The organism is Streptosporangium sp. NPDC050855 (assembly GCF_044456585.1).
In the GTDB taxonomy this organism is placed as follows: domain Bacteria; phylum Actinomycetota; class Actinomycetes; order Streptosporangiales; family Streptosporangiaceae; genus Streptosporangium; species Streptosporangium longisporum.
Genome location: NZ_JBITFY010000008.1, coordinates 133803 through 160286, shown reverse-complemented (window position 1 = coordinate 160286; position 26484 = coordinate 133803). Strand labels below are relative to the sequence as shown.

General features: G+C 73.0%; 24 protein-coding genes, 1 tRNA gene and 1 pseudogene. 16 read left to right on the top strand and 10 right to left on the bottom strand.

What is annotated here, in order from left to right:
• Nucleotides 1–75 precede the first annotated feature (75 nt).
• Together ACIBCT_RS17845 and ACIBCT_RS17840 are read left to right on the top strand one after the other, a co-directional pair.
• A complete protein-coding gene (locus tag ACIBCT_RS17845) occupies nt 76–714 on the top strand; it encodes a TetR/AcrR family transcriptional regulator (RefSeq protein ID WP_399189728.1) in 639 nt (212 codons plus the stop codon).
• 164 nt (nt 715–878) lie between these two features.
• Nucleotides 879–1532 (top strand): TetR/AcrR family transcriptional regulator, encoded by a 654-nt coding sequence (locus ACIBCT_RS17840; RefSeq protein WP_399189726.1) that lies wholly within the window; start codon nt 879–881, stop codon nt 1530–1532.
• A 56-nt stretch (nt 1533–1588) separates the two neighbouring features.
• Here ACIBCT_RS17840 and ACIBCT_RS17835 read toward each other — a convergent pair whose 3' ends face one another.
• Nucleotides 1589–3244 (bottom strand): CocE/NonD family hydrolase, encoded by a 1656-nt coding sequence (locus ACIBCT_RS17835; protein WP_399189724.1) that lies wholly within the window; start codon nt 3242–3244, stop codon nt 1589–1591.
• Nucleotides 3245–3615: 371 nt separating this feature from the next.
• On the opposite strand from ACIBCT_RS17835, the pseudogene ACIBCT_RS17830 reads away from it, so the two are divergent.
• Nucleotides 3616–3750 (top strand): annotated as a pseudogene (locus tag ACIBCT_RS17830) (LuxR C-terminal-related transcriptional regulator); the annotation flags it as partial.
• 111 nt (nt 3751–3861) lie between these two features.
• Here ACIBCT_RS17830 and ACIBCT_RS17825 read toward each other — a convergent pair.
• The gene (locus tag ACIBCT_RS17825) at nt 3862–4437 is read right to left on the bottom strand and encodes an AAA family ATPase (protein ID WP_399189722.1); all 576 of its coding nucleotides are present in this window, start codon (nt 4435–4437) and stop codon (nt 3862–3864) included.
• 236 nt (nt 4438–4673) lie between these two features.
• On the opposite strand from ACIBCT_RS17825, the gene ACIBCT_RS17820 reads away from it, so the two are divergent.
• Genes ACIBCT_RS17820 through ACIBCT_RS17810 form a run of 3 tightly spaced genes read left to right on the top strand, consistent with a single transcriptional unit; the run spans nt 4674 to nt 8144 of the window.
• Nucleotides 4674–5861 (top strand): MFS transporter, encoded by a 1188-nt coding sequence (locus ACIBCT_RS17820; protein ID WP_399189720.1) that lies wholly within the window; start codon nt 4674–4676, stop codon nt 5859–5861.
• Nucleotides 5862–5919: 58 nt separating this feature from the next.
• The gene (locus ACIBCT_RS17815; protein ID WP_399189718.1) at nt 5920–6852 is read left to right on the top strand and encodes a PDR/VanB family oxidoreductase; all 933 of its coding nucleotides are present in this window, start codon (nt 5920–5922) and stop codon (nt 6850–6852) included.
• 11 nt (nt 6853–6863) lie between these two features.
• Complete coding sequence (locus ACIBCT_RS17810; RefSeq protein WP_399189716.1) at nt 6864–8144, top strand: cytochrome P450; 1281 nt, start codon at nt 6864–6866, stop codon at nt 8142–8144.
• A 146-nt stretch (nt 8145–8290) separates the two neighbouring features.
• Here ACIBCT_RS17810 and ACIBCT_RS17805 read toward each other — a convergent pair whose 3' ends face one another.
• A complete protein-coding gene (locus ACIBCT_RS17805; protein WP_399189714.1) occupies nt 8291–8566 on the bottom strand; it encodes a hypothetical protein in 276 nt (91 codons plus the stop codon).
• 195 nt (nt 8567–8761) lie between these two features.
• Entirely contained in the window at nt 8762–9538 is a 777-nt protein-coding gene (gene lgt / locus ACIBCT_RS17800) for a prolipoprotein diacylglyceryl transferase (RefSeq protein WP_399189712.1), read from the bottom strand.
• Between the two features lie 261 nt (nt 9539–9799).
• Here lgt and ACIBCT_RS17795 point away from each other — a divergent pair, with 261 nt between their 5' ends.
• Nucleotides 9800–10465 carry a hypothetical protein gene (locus ACIBCT_RS17795; RefSeq protein WP_399189710.1) on the top strand — a complete coding sequence of 222 codons (666 nt, stop codon included), beginning with the start codon at nt 9800–9802 and terminating at the stop codon, nt 10463–10465.
• On the opposite strand, the gene ACIBCT_RS17790 is transcribed toward ACIBCT_RS17795, so the two are convergent.
• Both ACIBCT_RS17790 and ACIBCT_RS17785 read right to left on the bottom strand, forming a co-directional pair.
• Complete coding sequence (locus tag ACIBCT_RS17790; protein WP_399189708.1) at nt 10426–11133, bottom strand: response regulator; 708 nt, start codon at nt 11131–11133, stop codon at nt 10426–10428. The two genes, ACIBCT_RS17795 and ACIBCT_RS17790, sit on opposite strands and share 40 nt — an antisense overlap.
• Nucleotides 11130–12647, bottom strand: coding sequence for a sensor histidine kinase (locus ACIBCT_RS17785; RefSeq protein WP_399189706.1), 1518 nt, complete (start codon nt 12645–12647; stop codon nt 11130–11132). Before ACIBCT_RS17785 ends, ACIBCT_RS17790 begins: the two co-directional genes overlap by 4 nt.
• A gap of 262 nt (nt 12648–12909) precedes the next feature.
• Between ACIBCT_RS17785 and ACIBCT_RS17780 the strand changes: the two genes are divergently transcribed.
• The 6 genes from ACIBCT_RS17780 to katG all read left to right on the top strand — a co-directional run bounded on the left by ACIBCT_RS17780 (nt 12910) and on the right by katG (nt 20380).
• Complete coding sequence (locus tag ACIBCT_RS17780; protein ID WP_399189704.1) at nt 12910–13800, top strand: ABC transporter ATP-binding protein; 891 nt, start codon at nt 12910–12912, stop codon at nt 13798–13800.
• Nucleotides 13797–14864 carry an ABC transporter permease gene (locus ACIBCT_RS17775; protein ID WP_399189702.1) on the top strand — a complete coding sequence of 356 codons (1068 nt, stop codon included), beginning with the start codon at nt 13797–13799 and terminating at the stop codon, nt 14862–14864. Before ACIBCT_RS17780 ends, ACIBCT_RS17775 begins: the two co-directional genes overlap by 4 nt.
• Nucleotides 14861–16291, top strand: coding sequence for a S41 family peptidase (locus ACIBCT_RS17770; RefSeq protein WP_399189700.1), 1431 nt, complete (start codon nt 14861–14863; stop codon nt 16289–16291). Before ACIBCT_RS17775 ends, ACIBCT_RS17770 begins: the two co-directional genes overlap by 4 nt.
• A gap of 11 nt (nt 16292–16302) precedes the next feature.
• On the top strand, nt 16303–17457 hold the full coding sequence (locus tag ACIBCT_RS17765; protein WP_399189698.1) for an alpha/beta hydrolase family protein: 1155 nt from the start codon (nt 16303–16305) through the stop codon (nt 17455–17457).
• Nucleotides 17458–17662: 205 nt separating this feature from the next.
• On the top strand, nt 17663–18094 hold the full coding sequence (locus ACIBCT_RS17760; protein ID WP_399189695.1) for a Fur family transcriptional regulator: 432 nt from the start codon (nt 17663–17665) through the stop codon (nt 18092–18094).
• 15 nt (nt 18095–18109) lie between these two features.
• A complete protein-coding gene (gene katG, locus ACIBCT_RS17755) occupies nt 18110–20380 on the top strand; it encodes a catalase/peroxidase HPI (protein ID WP_399189693.1) in 2271 nt (756 codons plus the stop codon).
• Between the two features lie 262 nt (nt 20381–20642).
• On the opposite strand, the gene ACIBCT_RS17750 is transcribed toward katG, so the two are convergent.
• A complete protein-coding gene (locus tag ACIBCT_RS17750) occupies nt 20643–21134 on the bottom strand; it encodes a nuclear transport factor 2 family protein (RefSeq protein ID WP_399189691.1) in 492 nt (163 codons plus the stop codon).
• 67 nt (nt 21135–21201) lie between these two features.
• Between ACIBCT_RS17750 and ACIBCT_RS17745 the strand changes: the two genes are divergently transcribed.
• Nucleotides 21202–21681: a winged helix-turn-helix transcriptional regulator gene (locus ACIBCT_RS17745; protein WP_399189689.1), complete on the top strand. Its 480-nt coding sequence runs from the start codon at nt 21202–21204 to the stop codon at nt 21679–21681.
• Between the two features lie 166 nt (nt 21682–21847).
• Here ACIBCT_RS17745 and ACIBCT_RS17740 read toward each other — a convergent pair whose 3' ends face one another.
• Nucleotides 21848–23173, bottom strand: coding sequence for an MFS transporter (locus ACIBCT_RS17740; protein ID WP_399189687.1), 1326 nt, complete (start codon nt 23171–23173; stop codon nt 21848–21850).
• A 367-nt stretch (nt 23174–23540) separates the two neighbouring features.
• Between ACIBCT_RS17740 and ACIBCT_RS17735 the strand changes: the two genes are divergently transcribed.
• The gene (locus tag ACIBCT_RS17735) at nt 23541–23936 is read left to right on the top strand and encodes a hypothetical protein (protein WP_399189685.1); all 396 of its coding nucleotides are present in this window, start codon (nt 23541–23543) and stop codon (nt 23934–23936) included.
• A gap of 343 nt (nt 23937–24279) precedes the next feature.
• Here ACIBCT_RS17735 and ACIBCT_RS17730 read toward each other — a convergent pair.
• A tRNA-Lys gene (locus tag ACIBCT_RS17730) sits at nt 24280–24352 on the bottom strand.
• A gap of 116 nt (nt 24353–24468) precedes the next feature.
• Between ACIBCT_RS17730 and ACIBCT_RS17725 the strand changes: the two genes are divergently transcribed.
• Nucleotides 24469–25101: an exonuclease domain-containing protein gene (locus tag ACIBCT_RS17725; RefSeq protein ID WP_399189683.1), complete on the top strand. Its 633-nt coding sequence runs from the start codon at nt 24469–24471 to the stop codon at nt 25099–25101.
• Between the two features lie 115 nt (nt 25102–25216).
• Here ACIBCT_RS17725 and ACIBCT_RS17720 read toward each other — a convergent pair whose 3' ends face one another.
• The gene (locus ACIBCT_RS17720; protein WP_399189681.1) at nt 25217–26374 is read right to left on the bottom strand and encodes an acyl-CoA dehydrogenase family protein; all 1158 of its coding nucleotides are present in this window, start codon (nt 26372–26374) and stop codon (nt 25217–25219) included.
• Between the last annotated feature and the right edge of the window lie 110 nt (nt 26375–26484).

Here is a 26484-nt window from a genome sequence, read left to right as displayed (position 1 = left end):
GGCTCGTCCTGCCGTCAGGTTAACCGACAGGTGTAGGAAAGCCTACATATGTAGTGAGAAGGTAGGGTGAGGGACGTGGCCACGACCAGGGCGAGCGGCGCCCCCTCGGGTGACCGGCGGGTGCGCCGCACCCAGGCGGCCCTGGAACGCGCGCTCATCCGGCTGGTCGAGGAGCGGGACCTGTCCCGGATCAGCGTCGCCGACGTCGCCGAACGCGCCGGGGTGAGCCGCTCGACCTTCTACGACCACTACCGGGACGTCCACGAGCTGGCCGAGGCCGCCTGCACCGCGATGATCGACGATCTGATCGGGTCCCTGCCCGGCCCCGGTCCCGGCACGGTGGACGTGACGCGGGACGCGAGCCGGTCGCTGGAGGCGTTCTTCGCCAGCCTCGCCGAGCACTCCGGGCTCTACCGCGGCCTGCTGGGACCGCAGGGCAGCGCGCGCGTCGCCGACCACATCCGCCGCCGCGTCACCGCGGGCGTCCACGACCGCGTGCGCCAGGCCCTCGCCGGTGGCGACCTTCCCGAGCGCGACGGGTCGTCGCCGGAGATCCCGCACGACGTCCCCGCCGCGTTCACCGCCGGGGCGCTCATCGGCGTGGTCACCGACTGGCTCCAGCGCGGGTGCCCGCGGTCCCCGGCCGAGATGGCCGCCCTGACCATGCCCCTGCTGAGCGCGATCTACGGCGTCGGCGCCGCGGCGTCCCGCTGACCCGCGGAGACCCGGCGGACCGGCCGCGACGAGCCGGGACGGGACGAGCCGGGCCGGGCCGGGGCGTGCGCGGCATACCGATCCGGCCGGAGAGGGTGGCCGTATCCCGGGGCCGGTGTCATCATCTTTACCAGTCGGTAACATCGGTGGTTGAGGAGCGTGTCATGGGTTACGGTGCGCGGGGGCCGCGTCGCCAGGACGCCCGGCGGAACCGGCTGGCGATCATCCAGGCCGCGGCGGACATGATGTGCGCCCCGGGGTCGCCCGGCCTGATGCCGGAGATCGCCCGGCGGGCGGGCGTCGGCCAGGCCACGCTGTACCGCCACTTCCCGGACCGCACCGCGCTCGCCGACGCGGTGATCGCGTCCGAGCTGTCACGGCTGGAGGACTGCGCCGGCGGCCCGGGACCGTGGCCGCCCTTCAGGGACCTGCTCGGACAGGTGCTGTACGCGCAGGTCAGGATGCGCTCGCTGGTGACGCTCGCGTACCGCATGGACACCGGCACGCGGGAGCGGTACGAGCGCAGGATCGTCGTCGCGCTGACCGGGCCGCTGCGGCGCGCCCAGGAACGCCGCGAGGTGCGCGGCGACCTGCGCGCCCACGACCTGGCGCTGCTGTTCGGCATGGTGGAGGGCGTCCTGCGGGGCGACGGGGACGTCGCCACGGCGCAGGCCGCCGCCCACCGGTCGATCGAGCTGATGCTGGACGGGCTGTTCCTCGGCGGCGCGCCCGCGCCCGGGACGGACGCCCGGGACGACCGCGCGGCTCGCGCGCCGGAGCCGGCCCGGCCACCGGCCACCGGGAGCGCGAGGGCGTGACACGACGCCGGCGCCGGCCCGTGGCCGGCGACGGGGCCGGCGACGGGGCCGGGCGTCTACTTCAGCGGGACGTCGAGGTAGGACCCGCCCTTGACGGTCACCGTGCCGCCCGGCGCGTTCTCGTCGTAGTACAGCGGGTCGACGGTGTCGACGGCCAGCGTCAGGGAGTGGCCCGCGGGAAGGTCGTAGGCGGTCGCGGGCAGGCGGACGTCGACGGCGCGGTCGCCGCCCTCGGTGCCCAGCCAGCTCACCGGGGCGTGGGTGATGAGCTGGGCGTTGCCGAGCGCGTCGAGGTCGTACAGGTACGCCATGACGGTGCCGCGGGCCGCGGTGTCGCCCAGCTCCAGGTGCAGCGTCGGGATGCCGCGGATCCGCTGCGCCGTGGACGGCCGTTCCGACGCCCACACCCCGGCCCGGCCCCGGTCCACGGTGGGCAGCCAGATCTGCGGACGCCTGCCGGTGAACGCGGCGATGCCGTTGGAGACGAGCACCTGGCCGCCGTTAGCCGTGGTGTCGAGGTCGGTGGGAAGGCTCTTGCTCCAGCCGGCCTGCGGCTCCCCGCCGAGCAGGCCGGTGCGGTCCAGCCTGCGGATCTGCCCCAGCCCGTACCGGCGGGTCGCGGAGGTGAGCGCGGACCAGTCGGCGTACCCCTCGCGGGCGGCGTTGTGCGGCTTCACCAGGACCGGCGGCTCCCCGCCGATGCCCGTGTCGATGCCGGCCAGGTGCTGGTCGAACCAGCGGTACACGCTGGTCCAGACGTCGTTCTCCAGGCCCAGCACGCCGGTGAACTCGGCGATCGCGTGGTCCCCGGGCCGCAGCTCCAGGCGCTTGGGGGTGGTCAGCCGCGCGTAGAAGTCCGCGAGCTGGTTGGGCGGGAAGAACGAGTCGTTCCAGGCGTTCGCGATCAGCACCGCGGGCCGGTTGGCGTTGATGGCGTCGAGGTACGTCGCCGGGGAGCGGACGTTCGCCCACGCGACGATCTCGTCCAGGTCGCGGCCCGCGGCGAAGTCGCCGAGCCTTTCGGTCAGCTCCGGACCGGCGTTGCCCAGCAGGTCGGCGGAGAGCCGGAGCAGCCCGGACGACTGCCGGTGGCGGGTGGAGTCGCCGTAGAGGGAGTGGACCAGGTCGGTCCAGCCGCTCATCACGGCGACGGCCCGGATCCGCCGGTCGAACGCCGAGCCCAGCAGGCTGAGCCCGGCCCCGTAGGAGATGCCGGCCGCGCCGATGCGGGCCGGGTCGGCCGCGGTCTGGGCGATCGTCCAGTCGACGACCCTGGACAGGTCGGCCATGTCCCGGGGACCGGCGGTGTCGATCTCCCCTCCGGAGGCCCACCACCCCCGGGGCGTGTACGAGACGACGACGTAGCCGCGTCCGGCCAGCGCTCTGGCCTGGGCCAGGTACTCCAGGTCGTTCAGTCCCCAGCTGGACGGGAGGATGACGGCCGGGTACCGCCCGGCGGCGGCCGGGGCGATGACGTTGGCCTTGAGGGTGACGTCGGCGCCGGGGACGTCGACGAACCGGAACCCGGTCGTGGCCACGGGCGCGCCGGCCCGGACGGTGGCGGGGGCCGCGAGGGAGGTTGTGGCGGGAGCGGCGAGGGAGGCCGCGGCCGGGGCGGCCTCGGCGGGTCCGGCGAGGACGGTGGTGGCCAGGGCCGTGGCGGTCACGGCCGACAGCAGGTGGACGAGCAGGGTCGAGCGGCGTCGCGACATGCGCGCACTCCTTGGACGGGCTCGGGGCGGGGGGTGTGAGGCGCGGCGGCGTGCGTGACGACGGCTCGTCCGGGCTCCGGTCCCGGGCACGGCACCGGCCGCAGCGCCTCAGTGACGGCAGCGTATGGGCCGGCACCGAGAATGAGAAGGCGGTGCAATTCTCATTACCGGCGAGTAATCTGTACGGCTCCCACCCCCGGCCCCGACCCTGACCCCGGCTCCCACCCCCGGCCCCGGTTCTTGCAGGGAGAAGGCGGGCCGGGGAGCCGGGTCGGAAAGGGGTCGGGAACGGGTCGGGTCAGCGAGAGGCCACGGGGACGGGCCGGTTCCTCGGGCGTTCCCTCACGAGTTCCGCGTTGGCCTCGGCGCGGGCCGTCGCCTTCATCAGCGAGGCCACGGTCAAGAGCCACGTGCTGCACATCTACGCCAGGCTCGGCGTCAACGACCGCGCGGCCGCCGTCGCCGTGGCCTTCCGCCGCGGCCTGCTCACCCTGGACGACGGCTGACCGGCCACCGGTGACGGGAACCGGGCCGTGACCGCCCGTCCGGGCGCGCCGAGGCCCACAGCACCTCCCGGGATCCCGCAGGGCCGGCCTCGTGACCCTCGCGGCCGCCCCTCAAGGACCCGCGGTACCCCTGCCGGAGGCGGGGCCGCGGGAGCGCGCGGTGATCCGTTCCACCAGGCTGGGAACGTCCACCGGCTCCGTCGTGTCCACCCGGTACACCGGGCCCAGCCCCAGGGGCCCGGCCGTCCTGGCCCATTCCCGCCACTGCGCGTCGTCGACGTGCGCGTCGTGGTGGACTGCATGGCGGTCGGCGATTCGTTCCGTGTACCGCCGCCGGGCGACGGAGAGGGGGACCTCGCACCACACCTCGTGGACGTCCCCGGCGCCCGCCCGGTCCAGCCCGGAGATCACCACCGGCCGCAGACCGGCCGGCCAGGGGCTCTCCAGGACGGCGCCCCGGCCCGCGTCCGACAGCAGGGTCCACAGGCTCTCCGCGGCCGCGGCCCCCAGGATCCGGCTCCACTGCCGCGAGCCGTACCCCTCGGGAGGGGTGGCGCCGATGACATCGGCGAGGGTCTCCTTGATGCCGTCCTTGCTGAAGAGCGGCAACCCGAGCTCCCGGGCCAGATCCCTGGCCAGGGTCGTCTTCCCCGAGCCCGGAAGGCCGTTGACGAGTACGACCAGCACGGCACGATGCTAGATGACGCGCGTGCCGCTTCGCACGGTGCCGCCGGGACCGCGGCGCTCACGGTGCCCGTACGCGCGACCGGGCCCGTCACCCGGCGGGCCTGGCCGCGCACGCGGTGACGGCGCCCGGGGAGATCCACGGGATGGATGGGGGTTATCAGAAAATCCCGTCTTCCGCGTACCGGGTCCAGTGCCCACAGTGATGTGTGCCACATCCCCGCACCCTGCGAGGCCCCATGTCCCCGCCGCTCACCCTCCGCCGGGCAGGACTGCCCCAGCTCGTCCTGCTGCTCGTCGGCAGCTGCATGCCCGTGCTCGGCGCCGTCCTGCTGTCACCGGTCCTGCCCCGGATGAGCCGGCACTTCGCCACCACGCCGGGCGCCGACGTCCTGGTCCCGGTGATCCTGACCGTCCCCGCCCTGTTCATCGCGCTGGGCGCGCCCTTCGCGGGAGCCGTCGCCGACAGGTTCGACCGCAAGCGGCTGCTGATCGCCGGCATGGTCGCCTACTCGGTCTTCGGCACCGCACCCCTGTACCTGGACTCGATCCAGGGCATCCTGGTCAGCCGCATGCTGGTCGGCGTGTGCGAGGCGGCCATCATGACGTGCTGCACCACCCTGATCGCCGACTACTGGTCCGGCACGCGTCGCGTCCGCTACCTGGGCATGCAGACCCTGGTCACCACGATCGCCGCGACCGCCTTCATCGTGCTCGGCGGCCTCCTCGGAGCCGACGACTGGCGCACGCCCTTCTGGCTGTACGGCGCCGCCGCGCCGGCCGCGATCCCCATGGCGTTCCTGCTGTGGCAGCCCGACATCGCGGCACGCGAGGCACGGCGGCCATGGCCCTGGCGCGCCCTGGCCCTCCCCGGCCTGGTCACCGTGGGCGGAGGCGTCGTCTTCTACACGCTGATCGTCCAGCTCTCCTACGTCCTGGACGGTGTGGGGGTCACCGACACCGCCGTCATCGGCGGCATCACCGCGCTGATGTCGCTGGCGACCGCCGTCGGCGCCGGGCTGTTCGCCAGGGTCGCCTTCCACGGGGCGAAGGCGCTGCTCGTCGTGGAGTTCGTCCTGGCCGGGCTCGGCCTGCTCCTGATCTTCGCCACCGAGGCCGTCCCCGTGATCGTGGCGGGGGCCGTGCTCACCGGCTTCGCCACCGGCCTGCTGCTGCCGACCCTGGTCACCTGGGCGGTCAACAGGCTGCCGTTCGCCCAGCGAGGCCGCGGTACCGGCCTGTGGACGGCCGCGCTGTTCCTCGGGCAGTTCCTGTCGCCCCTGATCGTCGGCGCGCTGATCGCGGCGACCGGGGGGTTCGGCGCGTCGCTGGCCGTCATCGGCGTGGCGTCGCTGGTCCTGGCCGGTCTCGTCGCCACGGTCCTGACCGTCCCGACGACGCCGCTCAACACCGCCTCCGCCGAATAGACCACCCATCACCGTTCCGTACGGGAACCCGTTCCGTGATCCCGGCCGAGGAGGACCGATGACCTCACTGGACCTGAGAGTCGCCGCGAAGACGCGGGTGGCCGACGGCGTCGTGGCCCTGACCCTGGAGCGCCCGGACGGCGGACGGCTGCCGGACTGGACGCCCGGCGCGCACATCGACCTCGTCCTGCCGGACGGGACGACCCGCCAGTACTCGCTGTGCGGCGACCGCTGGGACCCGCGCACCTACCGGATCGGCGTGCTGCGCGAACCGGACGGGCGGGGTGGATCGGCGTACGTGCACGACGTGCTGGCCGAGGGCGACACGGTCTCGATCGGCGGGCCGCGCAACGCCTTCCCCCTCGTGCCGTCCGAGCGGTACCTGTTCGTCGCCGGAGGCATCGGCATCACGCCGCTGCTGCCCATGGTCCACCAGGCCGAGCTGCTGGACGCGGACTGGCACCTGCTGTACGGCGGGCGGACCCGGGCGTCGATGGCGTTCACCGGCGAGCTCGCCCGCTACGGCGACAGGGTCACGGTCGTCCCGCAGGACGAGCGCGGCCCGCTCGTCCTGCCCGACCGGCCGCCACCGGGCACCAGGGTCTACTGCTGCGGACCCGCCGGACTGCTGGAGGCCCTGGAACGGCGCGCAGCGGCCTGGCCCGCCGGGTCGCTGCGCACCGAACGGTTCGTGACCGGGGAGCCGGCCGCGCCCGCCCGCGACGAGCCCTTCGAGGTCGTGCTGCGCCGCTCGGGGGTGTCGGTGACGGTCACGCCCGGCCGGTCCGTCCTGCAGGCGATCAACGACGCCGGGGCCGGCGTGCTGTCCTCCTGCCGGCAGGGCCTGTGCGGCACCTGCGAGACCGACGTGCTGGAGGGCGAACCGGACCACCGGGACGCGCTGCTGGACGACGCCGAGCGGGCGGCCGGGGACCGCATGCTCGTCTGCGTCTCCCGATCCCGCTCCGACCGCCTCGTTCTCGACCTGTGAAGGATCCCGCCATGACCACGCCACCCACGCCACCCGTGCCACCCGCGTCACCCGCGTCACCCGCGTCACCCGCGTCACCCGCGTCACCCGCGTCACCCACGCTGCCCGTGCTCGACGCCGACCCCTTCGCCCACGAGGTGCTGGAGGACCCCGCACCCCTGCACGCCGCCCTGCTCGCGGCCGGTCCGGTGGTCCACCTGCCCCGCTACGACGTCTACGCGCTGGCCCGTCACGAGCACGTGCACGCCGCGCTGGCCGACTGGCAGAACCTCCCCTCCGGAGCCGGGGTGGGGCTGAGCAACTTCCGCCGGGAGAGGCCGTGGCGCCCGCCCAGCCTGCTGCTGGAGGCCGACCCGCCCCGGCACGACGCCCCGCGCGCCGTCCTGACCCGGATCCTGGGACCGCGGGCACTGCGCGGGCTGCGCGAGCGCTGGTTCGCCGAGGCCGAGGACCTGGTGGACCGGGTGCTGGCCGAGCGCGAGTTCGACGCGGTCACGTCGCTGGCCGAGGCCTTCCCGCTGCGGGTGTTCCCCGACGCGGTCGGCATCCCCCGCGAGGGCCGGGAGAACCTGCTGCCCTACGGGGACCACCTCTTCAACGCCTTCGGCCCGGCCAACGACCTGGTGGCCAGGGGCGACGCCCGGGTGGGGGAGCTGTCGGCCTGGGTGAACGACCGGTGCCGCCGTGAGGTGCTGGCGCCCGGCGGGTTCGGCGCGCGGATCTGGGCGGCGGCCGACCGCGGCGACATCACCCCCGAGCAGGCCCCGCTGGTGGTGCGCTCCCTGCTGTCGGCCGGGGTCGACACCACCGTGCACGGCCTGGCCGCCGTGCTGTACGCCTTCGCCGTCCACCCCGGCCAGTGGAGGCGGCTGCGCGAGGACCCCGGCCTGGCACGGGTCGCGTTCGACGAGGCCGTGCGCTGGCAGTCGCCCGTGCAGACCTTCTTCCGCACCGCCGACCGCGACGTCCGGATCGGCGGCGCGGTCGTCCCCGAGGGCAGGAAGGTCCTGTTGTTCCTCGCCGCGGCCAACCGCGACCCGCGCCGCTGGGACGACCCCGACGCCTTCGACCTGTCCCGCGACCCCTCCGGGCACGTCGGCTTCGGCATGGGCCTGCACCAGTGCGTCGGCCAGCACGTCGCCCGCCTGGAGGCCGAGGCGCTGCTGGCCGCCCTGACGCGCCGCGTCGACCGCTTCGAGCTCGCCGGGACACCCCGGCGCCACCACAACAACACCCTGCGGGCCTGGGAGTCGCTCCCCGTCCGCGTCCACCTGGACGACAGGACGCGATGACGTACGAGGCCCGGGCGGCGACCGCCGCTCCAGGGGGATCCGGTGCCGGCCGCGCCCGCCCCGGTCCCCGGACCGGGACCCGGCGATACGGTGGTGATCCCGTGAACGCCGGGGCCGAGGTGCGGGACGGGGACGCCGGAACGGGCTCAGACGGGGACGGTGACGACGACGCTCCCGTCGGGGACGTTCTCCGGGGTGGCCCAGGCGCCGAGCCGTTCGGCGATCGGGGCGCTGCGGTGGGTCATGAACCGGTCGAACAGGTGCTGGGCGCCGGGGTCGTCCGCCAGGTAGTCGTACCCTGACCGGTAGGGGGACGGCAGGGACGGCCTGCCGGTACGCACGGCCGCGGACAGGTTCCACATCGTCTCCCACCACAAGGTCCCCAGCGTGATGACGCCGGCGACGGCGGGCGGGACGTTCACCTCACCCGGGAAGGATCGGCGGAGAAGCCCTCGGACCCGGCCGGGGCGATGCGGAGGGACGGCAGGCTGCCGCGTGACGTACGGTTCAGCGCCCGGCGGATCCGCCGCTGGGAGAGCGCGGACCCGCCGTGTCCCCGCCCGGCGCATCGCACGGTCCTGCGGGAGTGCTTCGACAGGCCCCCGGACGGCCGGGGTTCACTTCACCCCGGTGAGAACCCGTTCGTCGCCCAGGGACTCCTCGGATCTCTTGTTCCGGGTCAGGTACACGTAGGCCAGCGCGCCCAGGAACAGGGCGACCGACGTCCACTGGTTCAGCCGCATCCCGAGGATCTCGTTGGCCGGGTCGACGCGCATGCCCTCGATCCAGAACCGGCCCGCGGTGTAGCCCGCCACGTACAGGGCGAAGAGCCGTCCGTGCCGCAGCGCGAAGCGGCCGCCGATCCAGATCAGTGCCAGCGCCAGGCCCAGGCTCCACAGCGACTCGTACAGGAACGTGGGGTGGTAGGTGGTGACGCCCGGCACGGTTCCCGGACGGCCCGCGTCGATCTCCAGCCCCCAGGGCAGGTCGGTCGGGCCGCCGAACAGCTCCTGGTTGAAGTAGTTGCACCACCGGCCGATGGCCTGGCCGATGGCGACGGCCGGGGCCACGGCGTCGGCGACCGCGCTCACCGCGATGCCCCGGCGGCGGCAGCCGATCCACACGCCCACCGCGCCCAGGGCGATGGCGCCCCAGATGCTCAGACCGCGCCAGCCCGGTCCGGAGTCGCTCCAGACCAGGACCGCGTCGATCGGCCGGTGGGGGGCGCCGGGCCCGAAGTACAGCTGCCAGTCGGTGATGACGTGGTACAGCCGCGCGCCCACGAGGCCGAACGGAATTCCCCACGTCGCCAGGTCCAGCATGGTGCCCGGTGCCCCACCGCGATTCCGCCAGCGGCGATCGGCGACGGCGACGGCCACCACGACCCCGAGCATGATGCAGATGGTGTAACCGCGAATGGGCAGAGGCCCCAGATGCCAGACTCCTTCGGAGGGGCTGGGAATGCCGGCGAGCACCATGGCAGGCAATCTAGTGCAGCCCGCCACGATCACACATCCCACCGAAGTCCATGTTTCGTACGCCTTCACCGCCCCGCCGTTCCGAAGACCACGGTGCGCGCAGGTCATGAGGCGGCGCCTGGAATCCGGGCCCGGAATCCCGCTTGCCGGGACATGGGGGGCGGGAGACACTGCGGCATGCATCCCTACGAGCAGGACGACGAGCTCAGGCGGATCGTCGACGAGCTGGGCGCCCGCGTCCACACGCGGTTGCGCGACGGTGGGCTCGACGCCGGGCCTCTCGTCGAGCTGGCCTGCCTGGTGGAGGAGCAGGGCGTGTCCACCGCTGTCACGCGGGAGCTCCTCGAACGTCCCGCCGCCGAACTGACGGCCGCCGATCTGGCCCGGCTGGGTGAGGCCCTTCTCGGCGACGTCGGCTTCGAGCCGTCCTTCGCGCTGGATCCGGGCCTGCTGGCGCCGCTGGAGGAGGCGCTGAGGATCGTGGAGCGCGACGTGCGCGCCGCAGGGATCACCGGGAAGCTTCGGATGATCCTTCCCGACTGGGACGGCGTGGGCCTGGCATGGGTGGAGTTCCGGGGCGTCTGCCAGGGAAACGGCCTCGGATCGCGGAACGGGGGGCTGGGGTCCGTGGCCGACGCCACCCAGGAGGTGGTCATGGAGGTCCTCTGGAGGACGTGGCCGGTCTGCCCGGTGCACGACCGGGGCCTGCGCGCCGAACCGGGGGACGGGGCCGTCGTGTGGCGCTGCACGGGCGGCGGGACGCACACCGTCGCGCCGGTGGGCGAACTACCGCCCGGACGCCGTCAGCGATCCGCCGGTCCGCGGGCCCGGCCCGGCTCCTGAGGGAAGCCGCCGGGGGAGATCAGGCCGGTCTCGTAGGCGACCACCACGGCCTGGACACGGTCGCGCAGGCCGAGCTTGGACAGGATGCGCGCGACGTGGGTCTTCACCGTGGCCATGCTGAGGGTTAGCCGGTCGGCGAGCTCGGCATTGCTCAGGCCGGTGGCGAGCAGGCGCAGCACGTCCACCTCCCGGGGCGTCAGCCGGGACAGGTCACGGTGCAGGTCCGGCCGCGCGGTGTCGTGGCGGGCGAAACGTTCGACCAGGCGGCGGGTGATGGTGGGCGCGAGCAGGGCGTCGCCGGAGCGCACCAGGCGTACCGCGGCCACCAGGTGCTCGGGGGTGACGTCCTTGAGCAGGAACCCGCTCGCCCCCGCGGCGAGCGCGGCGTACACGTAGTGGTCGAGGTCGTAGGTGGTCAGGATCAGCACGCGGGTGCCCTCGGCGCCGTCCGCGAGGATCCGCCGGGTGGCTTCGAGGCCGTCCATCCTCGGCATCCGGATGTCCATGAGCACGACGTCGGGCCTGGTACGGCGGACCGCGGCGACGGCCTCCTCCCCGTCGGCGGCCTCGGCCGCCACGTCGATGCCGTCGGCGGCGAGGATCATGCGGAATCCCGTGCGTACCAGCGCCTGGTCGTCGGCGATGACGGCGCGCAACCGCTCGGTCATGTCGTCCTCCACGGGATACGGGCCCTGATCCGGAATCCGCCCCCGGCCGTCCGCCCCGCGTCCAGGGTCCCGCCGTAGACGGCGAGCCGCTCGCGCAGCCCGATCAGCCCCCTGCCGCCATCGGTACGCGGTCCGGCGCTGCGTGTCCCGCCGGTGTCGGTCACCTCGATCTCCAGCCGGTCGCCGTCATGACCGATCGTCACGGACGCGGCGGCCCCGGCCGCGTGCTTGATCGTGTTGGTGAGGGCCTCCTGCACGACGCGGTAGGCGGCGAGGTCGATCCCGGGAGGAAGCGGCCCGGTCGGCGACACCTCGACGCTCACCGGCACGCCGGCGGCGCGGACCCGTTCTACCAGGGCGTCGAGCCGGTCGAGCCCGGGCTGGGGTTCGAGCCCGTCGGAGAGCCCGTCGGAGGACCCGCCGGAAGGGCCGTCGAGGCGCTCGCCGCCCGGCCCCGCGAGCAGGCCCATGACGTTGCGCAGTTCGGCCATGGCGGCCCGGCCACCGGACTCGATCGCGAGCAGGGCCTGTTTCGACTGCTCCGGCTCCATGTCCATGACCTTGCGGGCCGCGCCGGCCTGGATCACCATCACGCTGACATTGTGGGTCACCACGTCGTGGAGTTCGGCGGCGATCCGGGAGCGCTCCTCCGCGACGGCCCTGCGCGTGGCGTTCTCCTGCTCCCGCCGCAGCTCGGCGAGCCGACGCCGGCCGGCCCCCAGCTGTCGTCGCCAGGAACGGACGAAGCTCCCGAAGACGCCGACGCCCAGCAGGACGGCGAACGGCACCATCCAGTCCGGCAGCCCGGGCGCGACGTCCCGGAAGGCGCCCCCGGCGAGCCCGGCCGCGAGCACGAGACCTCCCATCGCCAGGAACCGGTTACGGCCGTGGACGACGGCACCGTACGCGGCGACGGCGCAGGTCAGAACGGTGATCCAGGTCGCGACCCGGTACGTGGCCAGCGCCGCGGCCAGCACCACCCAGAAGGTGACGAGCGGGTACCGGCGCCGCACCGCCAGCGGCAACGCCGTCAGCGCCACGAGGAACACGGGCAGGACGTGGGACAGGAGCCAGGCGGGCACGATGCCGGACGGATCACCGGAGGACGGGGACGGACCTTCGGACGGGGAATCCGGGATCGACGGCATGTCGGCCATCGGTGGCAGGTCGGGCATCGACGGCAGGTCGGGCATCGAGGGGAGGTCGGCCGTCGGCGGCAGGGGGGAGGCGGTGGGCCGGAGCCGCAGGTACTCGATCACCTCGGGCTGGTCCGCGGCGGGACCGGTCACCGGATATCTCACCGACACGGTCACCGCGACGGCCGTCAGGACGAGCGCGACCACCACGTCGGCGGTGAGGGCCCGGCGCGACGGTCCCGGGAGGCCGTCGCCACCCGGCCCCGGCGTGTCCCGGGCGTCGCGCCGGTCCGGGCGGTCCTCGTCCGTCCGGCCGTCCGGGTCCAGCAGGTGCCGCCACCACGCCGGTCGTCCGGCCGGTCGCTCATCGGTCTCCACCGGCACATTGTCACGCCTGCCCGCCTCTCCCACATCGGCCGTCGTGACGGGGCCCGTGGTCTCGGGGAGTACATCGCAGGGATGACCCGGCGGCCACTGGTCCCCGGGAGGTACGCGATCTCGGCAGGACGGCCGACGCGCACCGGCGGGGGCGGTGCCTAGTTTCGTTCCCACCGTCACGCCGCTTCGGAACCACGATCCCACCGAAGGCACGCGGCGCTGTACACGACCACCTTTCGGACCCCCATCAGGAGGACGCAGCGTGACCGCTGTCCTGGAAGCCCGGGCACTGGGCAAGAAGTACGGCAGGCGCTGGGCGCTGAGCGAGTGCACCGTCGACATCCCGGCGGGTCGCGTCGTCGGGCTGGTGGGTCCCAACGGGGCCGGCAAGACCACGTTGCTGAAGCTCGCGAGCGGTCAGCTGGAGCCGACGGCGGGCGGCATCAGCGTGCTCGGCGGCCGTCCGGGGAGCACTCCCTCGCAGCTGGCCAGGGTCGGCTTCGTCGCCCAGGACACCCCCGTCTACGCCGCGCTGACCGTGGCAGAGCACCTGCGGCTGGGGGCCCGGCTCAACCCCGGCTGGGACGAGGCCCTGGCGCGGGACCGGATCGCGCGGCTCGGCCTCGATCCCGCTCATCGGGCGGGCCGGTTGTCGGGCGGCCGGCGCGCCCAGCTCGCCCTCACCCTGGGCCTGGCCAAGCGGCCCGAGCTGCTGATCCTGGACGAGCCCGTCGCCTCGCTCGACCCGCTGGCCCGCCGCGAGTTCATGCGGGAGCTGACGGAGGCCGTCGCCGAGCACCGGCTCAGCGTCGTGCTCTCCTCCCACCTGATCTCCGACCTGGAAAAGGTCTGCGACTTCCTGGTCGTCCTCGTCGGCTCCCACGTCCGGGTGGCGGGGGAGGTCGACCGGCTGCTGGTCGGCCACCACCGGCTCACCGGCCCGCGCCGCGACCCCGACCGCCTGCCCGCCGACCAGTACGTGATCTCCGCGCGCCACACCGACCGGCAGAGCACGTACGTGGTCCGTACCGACTCCCCGATCCACGACCCCGCCTGGACGGTCACCCCCCTCGGCCTGGAGGACCTCGTCCTGGCCTACATGGACGAGCGGCCCACGGGGAACCGGCCGGCCGCCACGGAGGTACGGCGATGATCTGGCTGACCTGGCGCCAGTTCCGCGGCTCGGCCGCGATGACGGCCGCCGTCCTCGTCGTCCTCGCCACCGTCCTGACCCTGACCGGCCCGGACCTGGCCTCCCGCTACGCCGCCGGGATCACCGCCTGCACCCCGGACGGCACCTGCCACGACTTCTTCGACCGGTTCTTCGGCGAGTACGACATCCCCTTCCTGGCCCTCACCCTCGTCGTGCTGGTCCTGCCGGCATTGATCGGGCTGTTCTGGGGGGCGCCGCTGGTCACCCGTGAGCTGGAGGCGGGCACGCACCTGCTGGTGTGGAACCAGAGCGTCACCCGCGGCCGCTGGCTGGCGGTCAAGCTCGGGCTCATCGGCCTGGCGGCCGTGATCGCCGCCGGTGCGTGCGGTCTGGTGGTGACCTGGTGGTCCGATCCGCTGGACAGGTCGGCCGTGCCGGAGCTGGCGATGATGGCCCCGCTGGTGTTCGGCGCGCGCGGCATCGCCCCGATGGGGTACGCGGCCTTCGCCTTCGTCCTGGGGGTGACCGTGGGCATGCTGGTGCGCCGCACGCTGCCGGCCATGGCCCTGACCCTGGCCGTCTTCGCCGTGATCCAGCTCGCCGTGCCGCTGCTGGTCCGTCCCCACCTGATGCCCCCGGTCACCGGCACCTTCGAGATCAACCGGGAGAACATGGACGGCCTCGGCGCGCCGAGAGGCGGATCCCTGCAGATCTTCCTGAGGACGTCGGCCGTCCCCGGCCACGCGGGCGCCTGGGTGCTGTCCAGCAGACTGGTCGATCCGTCCGGACGTACGATCTCCGGCGGAGACGGGAGCTCGGGACCGTCGTCGACGATCGTGCGGGCCGTCCCGGTCCCCACGACGTCGGGACCCTGCTCACCGCAGGGACTCCCCGCGGGGGGATGCGTGGCCGAGATCAACCGGCTCGGCTACCGGCAGCGGGCGAGCTACCAGCCCCTGGAGCGGTTCTGGCCCTTCCAGTGGATCGAGACCGGGATCTACGCCCTGCTCACCCTCGGTCTGGCCTGGTCGTCCTTCTGGTGGATCCGGAGACGCCTGTCATGACCCTCATCAGGACCGCGGCCTGCGGGCTCGCCCTCCTTCTTGCGGCGGCCTGCACCACGCCGGAGCCGCCGCGCGTCCAGGCGGGCACGGCGGCCGATACGGTCTGCGCGCCGCCCTCGGGTCCCGTCGAGGCGGAGAAGGCCACCACGATCGACGTCGTCGAGCAGGCGTACCTCTGCATTCTCGGCAGGTACTACAGCGGTGCGCCGCTGGACGCCCGCTCGCTGCTGACCGCCGGATTCGCCGCCCTGACGCGGGAGCTCGACCGCGACGGGCGCGACATGCCCGAGGCGGTCATGCCCGCGCTGACCGGCGACCGCGGAGCCGACTGGGCCGCCTTCGAGACCGCCTACCGGAAGATCGTCGATCGGGTGCCCGACCTGCGCGACAGGCTGGCCGCCGTCACCCTGCGGGCGCTCGTGGCCGCCCTCGGCGACGACCACGCCCGCTGGACGCGCCAGGACAGGCGGCCGCCCGGCCACTACGACGGCGACGGCTACGGCCTGGGCCTGCAGGCGAACGTCACCGGCCCGCAGGCGGACACCGATCCCGGTACCGCCCTTCCCCCGCTCTTCGTCACCGGCGTGCTCGGCGGCGCGGCGCGGGCCGCGGGCCTGCGTCCGGGGGACGTCATCGAGTCGATCAACGGCTCCGCCCCCTTCGTCGACGCGAAGGCCACCCCCGCCGTCGCCGCCCTCCACCCCGAGTACCCGGAGGCGCGGCCGGTCCGGCTGCGGCTGCTGCGGCAGTCCACCGGCCGCCGCTGGACCGTGACGCTCGAACCCGGCCTCTTCCCCCGGGACCCGGCCGACCTGCGGGTGGTGCGATCGGAACTGCTGGAGGACGGCGACGACGGCGGCGTCGCCCACGTACGGATGACCGGGTTCACCCCCGACTCAGCGAACCGGGTCCTGCGGGCGATCGCCAGGCTGCGCGTCGGCCGGACCCTGTCCGGCGTCGTGCTGGACCTGCGCGGCAACGGCGGCGGCAGTCCCGTGGAGGCGACCCGGCTGCTGAGCGCGTTCGCCCACGGCAGGAACACCGCCTACCAGTGCACCGCCGACGGCACCTGCCAGGCCACGCCGACCGACGACACCGTCGAGCTGCTTCACCTGCCGTCGGTGGTGCTCGTCGACCGCGGCTGCGCCTCTGCGTGCGAGCACTTCAGCTCCGCGATCAAGGACCTGCGCATCGCCCCGCTGGTCGGCACCAGGACCGCCGGCGTGATCTCCGGCCCGGCACGTACGTACCTGCTCGCCGACAACACCTTCCTGCACCTTCCCGCCAGGCACCACCTCGGGCCGAACCGCGAGGTGATCGACCGGATCGGCGTGCCGCCCGACCACCGCGTGCCCCTCACCCCCAAGGACGCGGCCGCCGGACGCGACCCCGCACTGGCCAAGGCCCTGACCCTGCTGCGCACGTGAGGGACCTCGCCATGAGAAGACTTTCGACCCTGGTCGCGGGACTGGCCGTCCTGGCCGCGTCCGCCTGCTCCGCGCCCGCGCCGCCCCGCTCCGACGCGCCGCGGGCCGAACCGCCCGGTCCCGTGACGCTGCCCGCCCCCACCGGCCCCCATCCGGTCGGCACCACCGTCCTGCACCTGACCGACACCTCCCGCCCCGATCCCTGGAACCCCGACGCGGACGCCAGGGAGCTCAAGGTCACCCTGTGGTATCCGGCCGGGCGGCGTCACGGGCGGCGCGCGCCCTACATGACGGCCAAGGAGGCGGAACTCCTCCTGAAGGGCTCCGGGACCTCGACCGCGCCGTCCGGCACGCTGAGCAGGACCCGGACCAACGCCGTCGAGGACGCCGCCCCCTCCGGGCGCGGGCTGCCGCTGGTGGTGCTCTCCCCGGGCTTCACCAAGCCGGTGAGCACCCTCACCTCCCTGGCCGAGGACCTGGCCGGCCGCGGGTACGTCGTCGCCGGGATCGACCACACCCACGAGAGCCACGCCACCACCCTGTCCGGCGGCCGGGTCGCCGAATGTCTCGCCTGCGACAGCAGCACCGACCCCGGTTTCGGCGCCGGGTTGGTCCGGGGCCGGGCCGCCGACGTCTCCTTCGTCCTCGACCGGCTGACCTCCACGTGGGGTCATTCCGGCCTGATCGACCGGAGAAGGATCGCGATGGCGGGCCAGTCGATCGGCGGGGCCGCGACCGTGGCGGCCATGATCGAAGACCCGCGCGTACGCGCCGGGATCAATATGGACGGCACCACCTACGCCCGCATCCCCAAGGGCGGTCTCTCCCGGCCGTTCATGTTCCTGGGATCGCGCGAGCACGTCCCGGGCGGTCGCGACACCTCCTGGGACCGCGACTGGAGGCTGCTGACCGGCTGGAAGCGCTGGCTCGTGCTGTCGGGCGCCGAACACCAGTCCTTCACCGACATCCCCCTGCTGGCGGGCGTCCTCGGCCTCGAACCCCTCCCCGGCATGCTGCCCGCGGCCCGTGGCTCTGAGCTCACCCGCACCTACGTGGCGGCCTTCCTCGACCGGCACCTGGGATCACGGCCACAGCCCCTTCTGGACGGGCCGTCGCCGAGGCACCCCGAGGCCGGCTTCTGCCCGGCGACCTGCGGCCGGTCCTGAGCCCCCGCGCTTCCCGACGCGCGGGGCAAGGATCCCGGGCCTCGGGACCGTGGCCTCGGAGATCCCGGGCATGCGCGCCGTGCCCCACTGCAGCACCGATCGCCCCGGACGTCCCCGGACGGTCGGCCGGACGTCCAGGGAACTCCCAAGACTTGAATCACTCAATATCTTAAATTGTTCATGTTTGTGGGGGTATATTGGAGTCATGACCGCATCCCAGCCCCCGACCATCGCCGAGGAGCTGCGAGGTGCCGGCCTACGGGTGACTGCGGCCCGTGTCGCGCTGCTCGAAACCGTCCGAAACGGTGACCATCTCGGTGTCGAGGCGCTCACCTCCGGAGTCCGTGATCGTATCGGCCAGGTGTCCCTCCAGGCCGTGTACGAAGGCCTCCACGCGCTCACCACCGCGGGACTCGTCCGCCGTATAGAACCGCCGGGCAGTCCGGCCCTGTTCGAGGGGCGGGTCGGCGACAACCACCACCACATCGTGTGCCGATCGTGCGGTGTCGTCGCCGACGTCGACTGTGCGGTCGGTGAGGCGCCCTGCCTGACCGCGTCCGACGATCACGGCTTCGTGATCGACGAGGCCGAGATCATCTACTGGGGCGTGTGCCTCAACTGTTCCACCGCCAGCTGATCCGGAAGGATTTTCATGACCGAGAACAACGACGCGACCGGCTTCGACCCGAAGAGCGGGGGTGCAGCAGGCGGTTGCCCGGTCGCGCACGACTCCGTGACCGCGCACGGCAGCGAGAGCGAGAACCCGGCCATCGACTCGCCGACCCCGAAGACCGGCGGTCGCCCGCACACGAACCGGGACTGGTGGCCCAACCAGCTCGACCTGTCGATCCTGCGCTCGCACTCCTCCAAGAGCACCCCGCTGGGGGAGGACTTCGACTACGCCAAGGAGCTCGAGAAGCTCGACGTCGAGGCCCTCAAGCGGGACATCGCCGAGGTTCTCACCACCTCGCAGGACTGGTGGCCGGCCGACTTCGGCCACTACGGCGGCCTGATGATCCGGATGAGCTGGCACGCCGCGGGCACCTACCGCATCCACGACGGTCGCGGCGGTGCCGGTGACGGCTCCCAGCGTTTCGCCCCGCTCAACAGCTGGCCCGACAACGCCAACCTCGACAAGGCCCGCCGGCTGCTGTGGCCGGTCAAGCAGAAGTACGGCCAGAAGATCTCCTGGGCCGACCTGCTCGTGCTGGCCGGCAACGTCGCCCTGGAGTCCATGGGCTTCAAGACCTTCGGCTTCGGTTTCGGCCGCGAGGACATCTGGGAGCCGGAGGAGATCTTCTGGGGCCCGGAGGACGCCTGGCTGGGTGACGAGCGCTACGTCGCCGACAACGAGATGGCGCCGGACGTCGGCGCGGCCGAGATGGGCCTCATCTACGTCAACCCGGAAGGGCCCCGCGGCAGCGCGGACCCGCTCGCGGCGGCGTACTTCATCCGCGAGACCTTCAAGCGGATGGCGATGAACGACGAGGAGACCGTCGCCCTCATCGCCGGCGGCCACACGTTCGGCAAGACCCACGGCGCCGGGCCCGCGGACGGCCACGTGGGGCCGGAGCCCGAGGCCGCGCCGCTGGAGACGCAGGGGCTGGGCTGGCTGAGCACCTACGGCACCGGCAAGGGCAAGGACACGATCACCAGCGGTCTCGAGGTGACGTGGACCGACCGGCCGACGCAGTGGAGCAACCGTTTCTTCGAGATCCTCTTCGGCCACGAGTGGGAGCTCACCACGAGCCCCGCCGGCGCGAAGCAGTGGGTCGCGAAGGACGCCGAGGCGATCATCCCCGACGCCCACGACCCGTCGAAGAAGCACAAGCCGACGATGCTCACGACCGACCTGTCGCTGCGCGTCGACCCGGCGTACGAGAAGATCTCCCGCCGCTTCCTGGAGAACCCCGACGAGTTCGCGCTGGCCTTCGCCAAGGCCTGGTACAAGCTGCTGCACCGCGACATGGGTCCGGTCAGCCGCTTCCGCGGACCGTGGGTCCCCGAGCCCCAGCTGTGGCAGGACCCGGTGCCGGCCGTCGACCACGAGCTGGTGGGTGACGACGACATCGCCGCCCTGAAGGCCAAGGTCCTGGAGTCCGGTCTCACGACCGCCCAGCTGGTCTCCACCGCCTGGGCCTCCGCCGCGACCTTCCGGTCCACCGACAAGCGCGGCGGCGCCAACGGCGCCAGGATCCGCCTGGAGCCGCAGCGGAACTGGGAGGTCAACCAGCCCGAGCAGCTCGGAAAGGTCCTGGACACCCTCGAGGGCATCCAGCGCGAGTTCAACGAGGCCGGCGGCGCGAAGATCTCGCTCGCCGACCTGATCGTGCTGGCCGGCTCGGCCGCCGTCGAGAAGGCGGCGCGCGACGCCGGCGTGACGGTGACGGTGCCGTTCCGCCCGGGTCGCACCGACGCCACCCAGGAGCAGACCGACGTCGAGTCCTTCCAGGTCCTGGAGCCCCGCGCCGACGGGTTCCGCAACTACCTGGCCGACGGCGTGAAGATCCAGCCGGAGACGCTGCTCGTCGACCGTGCCTACATGCTCAACCTGACCCCGCCCCAGATGACCGTCCTCCTGGGCGGCCTGCGCTCCCTCGGGGCCAACTTCGGCGGCAGCCGGCACGGCGTCCTCACCGACCGGCCCGGCGTGCTCACCAACGACTTCTTCACCAACCTGCTCTCCCCGGGCACCCGGTGGAAGGCGTCGGAGTCCGAGGAGCACGTGTACGAGATCCGGGACGTGAACACCGATGAGGTGAAGTGGACCGCCACCGCGGTCGACCTCGTCTTCGGCTCCAACTCCGAGCTGCGGGCCCTCGCCGAGGTCTACGCCAGCCAGGACGCCTCCGACAAGTTCGTGAACGACTTCGTCGCGGCCTGGACCAAGGTCATGGAGCTCGACCGGTTCGACCTCGCCTGATCCGTTCCGCCTGATCCGTTCCACCCGACGAGCCCGGTCGAGCCACCACGGCCGACCGGGCTCGCCCGTCGCCGGGACCCGGTGACCGACCGGATGAGCGTGACGTCGTCACCCGCGGCCTCCGGGCGGGGACCGTGACCTTCCATGCTGAGACCGTCGGCCTTCCGTGCTGAGACCCTCGGCCTTCCGGGCGGAGATCGTGGCCTTTCCGAGCGGAGACCCTCGGCCTCCCGGGCGCAGGTCGGTGGCCTCCGGGCCGAGATCAGCCGCTCTTCGGGGTGACGAGGGGGACCAGGGTACGGTCGCCGAAGTCGGTCATGAAGGCCAGCGGCCTCACCGAGGCGCCGACGAACGCGGCCAGCGCGGGCCTGCCCGAGGCCCTGGCCAGGCCGGGTCCCAGCGCGGCCATCAGCGCGGTGAGCGCGGGCAACGGCCGGACCCACATGGTGACCTCCTCGATCAGTCCGTCGTCGCCGAGACGGACCAGGGCGGCCTCCTCCAGCTCGTGGTGGCCGAGACGGGCGGTGGCGGCGAGCATGCGGGTGCGGTCGTCGCCGACGTCGGTGTGATAGCGAAGGTCCCGCAGAGTTCCGAGGGCGACACCGAAGAGCCGGCGGACCTCGGCGTGCCCCGCGAAGCCGGCCCTGCCGCTGAGCGGGGAGCGGAAGACCACCGTGGGGGCGAGTGTCGACATCAGGGCGTCGACGTCCCTGGCCTCGCCGGCCTCGCGGTAGCGCTGGGTGATGGCGTTCATGGAGCCTCCGGTGAGTCCTGAAAATGAACTGAGTGGGTTCACTTTAGCAACTGACTATGCTGGGGTCATGAACAGGTTCGGGGAGATGCACTGCTCGATCGCGCAGGCCGTCGGCGTGGTGGCCGAGCCGTGGACGCCGCTGATCCTGCGGGACCTGTTCCTCGGGCTGCGCCGCTTCGACCAGCTGAGCGAGGACCTCGGGATCTCGCGGAACCTGCTCACCCAGCGCCTGGACCGCCTGCAGGCGGCGGGCGTGGTGGAGAAAGTGGCCTACCAGGAACGGCCGGTCCGCCACGAGTACCACCTGACCGAGGCGGGACGCGACATCGTGCCCGCGCTGATCACACTGATGGCCTGGGGCGACCGGTGGTCCACGCCGCCCGGCGGGCCACCCGCCCTGCTGGTCCACTCCTGCGGCGAGCGGTTCACGCCCACCGTGACGTGCCCGCACTGCGGTGGCCCCGCCGACGCGGACACGATCACGGTCGTCGCCGGCCCCGGCGCCGCGCAGGGACCGGGGACGATGGTCCTGGCCGGGCCCGACTAGCGGCCGTGTCGTGCCGCTCCTCACCGGGGAGACCGCGCCGCCCGGTGTCCGGCCTGTCCGGGATGTTCTTGGTGTCGTAGGTGTCCTTGTGTTCAAGGGGGGGCCACCGGCCTTCCCGGGATGTCCTTGGCGTCCGGGGTGGTCCGCCCGCGTCGCCCACACCGCGTCAACCGGCCGGCCCGCCGGTCGCCGGACCGCCTCCCGTCTGCTCGGGTCCGGGGGGAGCCGACCTCAGGGTGCGTACCTGGGGCGCGCAGACGGTGAACGCGGCGGCCGCGCAGACGAGCACGGCACACCCCGCGAGAGTGGGCCGGAGACCAAGCTCTCGCGCCCCGATACCGGCCGCCACCACCGCCACGGGAGCGAGCGCCAGCGATCCGAACCAGTCGTAGGCGCTCACCCTCGACACCGCGTGAGCGGGAACGTGCTGCTGGATGACCGTGTCCGCGAGGACCATCAGCAGGCCGCCGCCGACACCGGCGACGACCGCACCGGCGACCACGACCGGCGCGGGCAGCGCGGCCGCCAGCAACGCGATGGGGACGGCACCGGCGGGCAGGAGCAGCGCCGCGACGAGGGCGGGACGACGAGGCCGGACCCAGCGGGCGACGAACGCACCGGCCAGGGTGCCGACGGCCTGAGCTGCGAGGACCGCGGACCACGCCCGCGGCCCGCCCAGGTAGGACTGGGCGGCCGACGGCCCGAGCACCCCGGTGACGGCGGAGGTGACGGCGTAGCCGACCGAGTAGCCCGTGACGAGGACCCACAGCCACTGGCGGCCGGTGAACTCCCGCCACCCCGCGACGAGCTCCCCGGCGAGACCGGGCCCCGGGGTCTCGGTCGAGACCGAGACCGAGACCGAGGTCGAAGCCGAGGTCGGGACGGCCGGCCGCAGCGCGGCGAGGAGCACGGCCGCCAGCAGGTACGTGGCGGCGTCGACGGCCAGCGCCCAGCCGGCACCGGCCCACGCCACCGTCGGACCGGCGGCGACGAGTCCTGCGGTCCGCGCCGTGTACGTGGCGGACCGCAGCACGGAGTTCGCCCGGGGCCGCTCGGATGCGGGCACGACGTGCACCACCATCCCGGTCAACGCCGGTCCCACCGGGGCGGCCGCCACACCGGCGACGACCGCGCAGGCCGACAGAAGGGGGACGGGCGCGGCGCCGGTGCCCACCATGACCGCCATGCCGCCCCACGCGAGCCCGGCGGTCACCTCCGCGGCGGCCAGCAGGACGGTCCTCGGGAGGCGATCGGCCAGCACGCCGCCGAGGAGGACCAGGAGCAGATGGGGAACCGTCTGGCAGGCCACGATCAGCGACAGCGTGCCGGTGTCGGCCCCGGGCAGGCCGAGGACGCCGAACGCGAGCGCGACCGGCCCGAAGCCGGTTCCCGCCGAGGAGACGACCCGCGCGGCGAGCAGCAACCGGAAGTCGCGACGCCACCCCGCCGCCCCCGGCCCCCGCACCCCCGCGGCGCGCCGCGTGTTCGCCATGTTCCCGCAATGTACGCGGAAGATCCTGTAAGGAAGCTGAGACGAACCGAGAGGACACCGCTGCTCCCCTGGTTCTCCGCTCGTTCCCCTTGCGCCCGGCACGCCCGCGGCACGCGGTCCCTGTCGTGGCGAAGGGTAGATCACCGGCTTCGTTCGGTGGGAACGCCCGACTTCGCCCTGACCAGCAAGGGCCTACGCATTCTGCAGGACCTCCGCCGCGCACTACTCCACCCACCCGCACAGCTTCGTCCGGCCGAGGAGCCGGCCTTGGCATCCGTGACCGAGGCCGCCCGAGATCTGCGGCACCTGCCTCGTCGAGGAATTCACACCGCTCCGAGGACGCGACCCGTTTGCGGGAGGCAGAGGGTTGACCGCTCTCACGGCCGCCCTCGTCGCCCTCGTCGTCCTGCTGCTCGCAGTGGGGCGTCTGGTCTACCCGGTGTCTGAGATTCAGCTGTCAGCCGAGGCTCTAGCGCTGGTCGTCAGTTCGGCGTTCGGCGCCCTGCATCTGGCGTTCCTGGGTTTCGCCGTTGCTGCGGTCGCGCTCGGCTGGTCGACACGCGCCGGACCGGTCGGGCGAGCCGTCGGCATCTTTGCCGCAGCCGCATTCATCGTCGGCTCTTTTCCCTGGCTGACACCGAACTGGTGGAACTCATTGGTCGCGATATCGGTCGTCGCGTGGGGCGTCCTCCTGGCTCTTGCCACCGTAACTCGCACCGAGAATCCCGGTGACGCAACGCAGAGGATGAGTACCACCGTCTAGAAGCCATTCGAGTACCGGAAGATCCCGGGGAACTGCAACCGATCGGGTTGCGCGATGGTGCCCGGCGGGGTGGGTGGCAGGGGTCTGCGGTGGCGCGGAGTGCCGTCCCCTTGAACTGGGAGTGGACATCCGGGTGATTCAGGCGGTCCTCGGCCACTCCCCGCTCACCGCGACCGAGCGGTACACCCGCATCACCGAGACGCCCTCGATCGAGGCGGCGGGCCGGAGGGGGCGGGCACGGTGGATCCCCTGACGGCGACGGACCGGCCGTGACCGCAGCCGGAAATGCAACCGGGCAGACTTCCCGATCATGAAAATAGGGAGTCTGCCCAGGTCATTGAGGTAGGGCGCCTGGGACTCGAACCCAGAACCTACGGATTAAAAGTCCGCAGCTCTAACCATTGAGCTAACGCCCCGCAGGTGACAGCGTACCGAGGATAGTGTCCACTAACGTCCGTCGCCAGGCCCATTCAAGGTCACCTGTTTGCGGAACGGCAGGTGGAGGGTCGGGACGGCTCCTAGAGTGGCAGGCATGACGAGCTCGGGGCCTGAGCCCGCCCGCGGTGCCCACGTCTCCACCGTCTCCACGCGGCAAGGGTATGTCGTGGTGGACGTGGAGACCACCGGATTCTCCCCGTCGAGGGGCGACCGGATCTGCGAGATCGCGCTCGTCTCGCTGGACGCCCGGGGCGAGACCGTCGACGAGTGGCACTCGCTGGTCGACCCCCGCCGCCCCACCGGAGCCGTGCACGTCCACGGGATCACCGGCGCGATGGTCGCGGGAGCGCCGATGATCGAGGAGCTGCTGAACGAGATCTGGCGGCGGGTCGCCGGCCGGGTCCTGGTGGCCCACAACGCCTCCTTCGACCTGCGCTTCCTGCGGCCGCTTCCCGGCAGCGAGTGGGTGAGCGAGACCCTGTGCACGCAGCGGCTGGCCCCCGGTTTCCTGCCGGAGGGCAGGTGGACGCTGGCCGCGTGCTGCGAGCGCGCGGGCATCCCGCTCACCCGTGCCCATGCCGCCCTGGCCGACGCCCGCGCCACCGCCGAGCTGCTCCGCTTCTTCATGGCCTGCGGAGCCTCCTGGGAGGACGAGCTCCGCAAGGCCGCCGAGACCCCCGAGTGGCGGCCCTCCGGCCTGCCCCAGAGGCATCCCCGCCCGAGGTGACCCCGGGCGGGCGTCGCCGTCCCGTGGGACCTGAGGGGCGAGTGTGGAACCGTCCCGCGGTGACCAGGGTGGCGAGGACGGGACCGGCCCGTCCGGGCGCCGGTCCGCGTGGACGTCAGCGGTAGGCGGCGATGCCGGTCAGGGCCTCGCCGAGGACCAGCGTGTGGATCTCCTGGGTGCCCTCGTAGGTCAGCACGCTCTCCAGGTTGTTCATGTGCCGGATCACCGGGTACTCCAGCGTGATCCCGTTGCCGCCCAGGATGGAGCGCGACTGGCGGGCGATGTCCAGGGCGGCGCGGACGTTGGCGAGCTTGCCGAAGCTCACCTGACGCGGCGTGAGGGTCCCCGCGTCCTTGAGGCGGCCCAGGTGCAGTGCGGTGAGCTGTGCCTGTCCCAGGCCGACGTACATCCAGGCGAGCTTCTCCTGGGTCAGCTGGAAGCCGCCGATGGGCCTGCCGAACTGGACGCGGGAGGTGGAGTAGTCGACGGCCGCCTCCAGGCAGGCGCGGGCGGCGCCGACCACGCCCCAGACGATGCCGAAGCGGGCCTCCGACAGGCACGACAGCGGGCCCTTCAGCCCCCGTACGCCGGGCAGGACGGCCGAGGCGGGCAGGCGGACGTCGTCGAAGTAGAGGGAGGAGGTCACCGAGGCCCGCAGGGACATCTTCTTGTGGATCTCCGGGGCGGTGAACCCCGGGGTGCCGGCCGGTACCACGAAGCCGCGGACGCCCTCCCCGGTCTGCGCCCAGACCACGGCGACGTCGGCGATCGAGCCGTTGGTGATCCACATCTTGGCGCCGTTGAGGATCCAGTCGCCCGAGGGGTCCTGCTCGGCGTGGGTGCGCATGCCCGCGGGGTCGGAACCGTGGTCGGGCTCGGTGAGCCCGAAGCAGCCGATCGCCTCGCCCGAGGCCATCCGGGGGAGCCACTCCTCCTTCTGCTCGTCCGAGCCGTACTTCCAGATCGGGAACATCGCGAGCGAGCCCTGGACGGACACGAACGACCGCAGCCCGGAGTCCCCGGCCTCCAGCTCGCGGCAGGCCACGCCGTACGAGACCGCGTCCAGGCCCGCGCAACCGTACCCGTCCAGGTGCATGCCCAGCAGGCCGAGCGAGCCGAGCGCCGGGGCCAGCTCGCGGGCGGGGAAGGCCGCCTGTTCGAACCAGTCACCGACGTACGGGAGCACCTTGTCCGCGACGAGGTCCCGTACGGTGTCGCGGATGAGCCTCTGCTCCTCGGAGAGCTCGTCGTCGATGCGCAGGAGATCGTCCATGGTGTCCCTCTCTCGTCGGCCCTGTCAGGGTATTGCGGCCCCGGACGGGGTGCATGTCAGGGTCCTGCCAGGGGGAATCCCGATGTGGGACCGCCCCTCGGCCGGGCATT

What these genes read in the sequence shown, in the direction of transcription:
- ACIBCT_RS17840 (WP_399189726.1), top strand. Translation starts at nt 879, where the DNA reads ATGGGTTACGGTGCGCGGGGGCCGCGTCGCCAGGACGCCCGGCGGAAC.
- ACIBCT_RS17835 (WP_399189724.1), bottom strand. Translation starts at nt 3,244, where the DNA reads ATGTCGCGACGCCGCTCGACCCTGCTCGTCCACCTGCTGTCGGCCGTG.
- ACIBCT_RS17820 (WP_399189720.1), top strand. Translation starts at nt 4,674, where the DNA reads ATGTCCCCGCCGCTCACCCTCCGCCGGGCAGGACTGCCCCAGCTCGTC.
- ACIBCT_RS17815 (WP_399189718.1), top strand. Translation starts at nt 5,920, where the DNA reads ATGACCTCACTGGACCTGAGAGTCGCCGCGAAGACGCGGGTGGCCGAC.
- ACIBCT_RS17810 (WP_399189716.1), top strand. Translation starts at nt 6,864, where the DNA reads ATGACCACGCCACCCACGCCACCCGTGCCACCCGCGTCACCCGCGTCA.
- lgt (WP_399189712.1), bottom strand. Translation starts at nt 9,538, where the DNA reads ATGCTCGGGGTCGTGGTGGCCGTCGCCGTCGCCGATCGCCGCTGGCGG.
- ACIBCT_RS17795 (WP_399189710.1), top strand. Translation starts at nt 9,800, where the DNA reads ATGCATCCCTACGAGCAGGACGACGAGCTCAGGCGGATCGTCGACGAG.
- ACIBCT_RS17790 (WP_399189708.1), bottom strand. Translation starts at nt 11,133, where the DNA reads ATGACCGAGCGGTTGCGCGCCGTCATCGCCGACGACCAGGCGCTGGTA.
- ACIBCT_RS17775 (WP_399189702.1), top strand. Translation starts at nt 13,797, where the DNA reads ATGATCTGGCTGACCTGGCGCCAGTTCCGCGGCTCGGCCGCGATGACG.
- ACIBCT_RS17770 (WP_399189700.1), top strand. Translation starts at nt 14,861, where the DNA reads ATGACCCTCATCAGGACCGCGGCCTGCGGGCTCGCCCTCCTTCTTGCG.
- ACIBCT_RS17765 (WP_399189698.1), top strand. Translation starts at nt 16,303, where the DNA reads ATGAGAAGACTTTCGACCCTGGTCGCGGGACTGGCCGTCCTGGCCGCG.
- ACIBCT_RS17760 (WP_399189695.1), top strand. Translation starts at nt 17,663, where the DNA reads ATGACCGCATCCCAGCCCCCGACCATCGCCGAGGAGCTGCGAGGTGCC.
- katG (WP_399189693.1), top strand. Translation starts at nt 18,110, where the DNA reads ATGACCGAGAACAACGACGCGACCGGCTTCGACCCGAAGAGCGGGGGT.
- ACIBCT_RS17750 (WP_399189691.1), bottom strand. Translation starts at nt 21,134, where the DNA reads ATGAACGCCATCACCCAGCGCTACCGCGAGGCCGGCGAGGCCAGGGAC.
- ACIBCT_RS17745 (WP_399189689.1), top strand. Translation starts at nt 21,202, where the DNA reads ATGAACAGGTTCGGGGAGATGCACTGCTCGATCGCGCAGGCCGTCGGC.
- ACIBCT_RS17740 (WP_399189687.1), bottom strand. Translation starts at nt 23,173, where the DNA reads ATGGCGAACACGCGGCGCGCCGCGGGGGTGCGGGGGCCGGGGGCGGCG.
- ACIBCT_RS17725 (WP_399189683.1), top strand. Translation starts at nt 24,469, where the DNA reads ATGACGAGCTCGGGGCCTGAGCCCGCCCGCGGTGCCCACGTCTCCACC.
- ACIBCT_RS17720 (WP_399189681.1), bottom strand. Translation starts at nt 26,374, where the DNA reads ATGGACGATCTCCTGCGCATCGACGACGAGCTCTCCGAGGAGCAGAGG.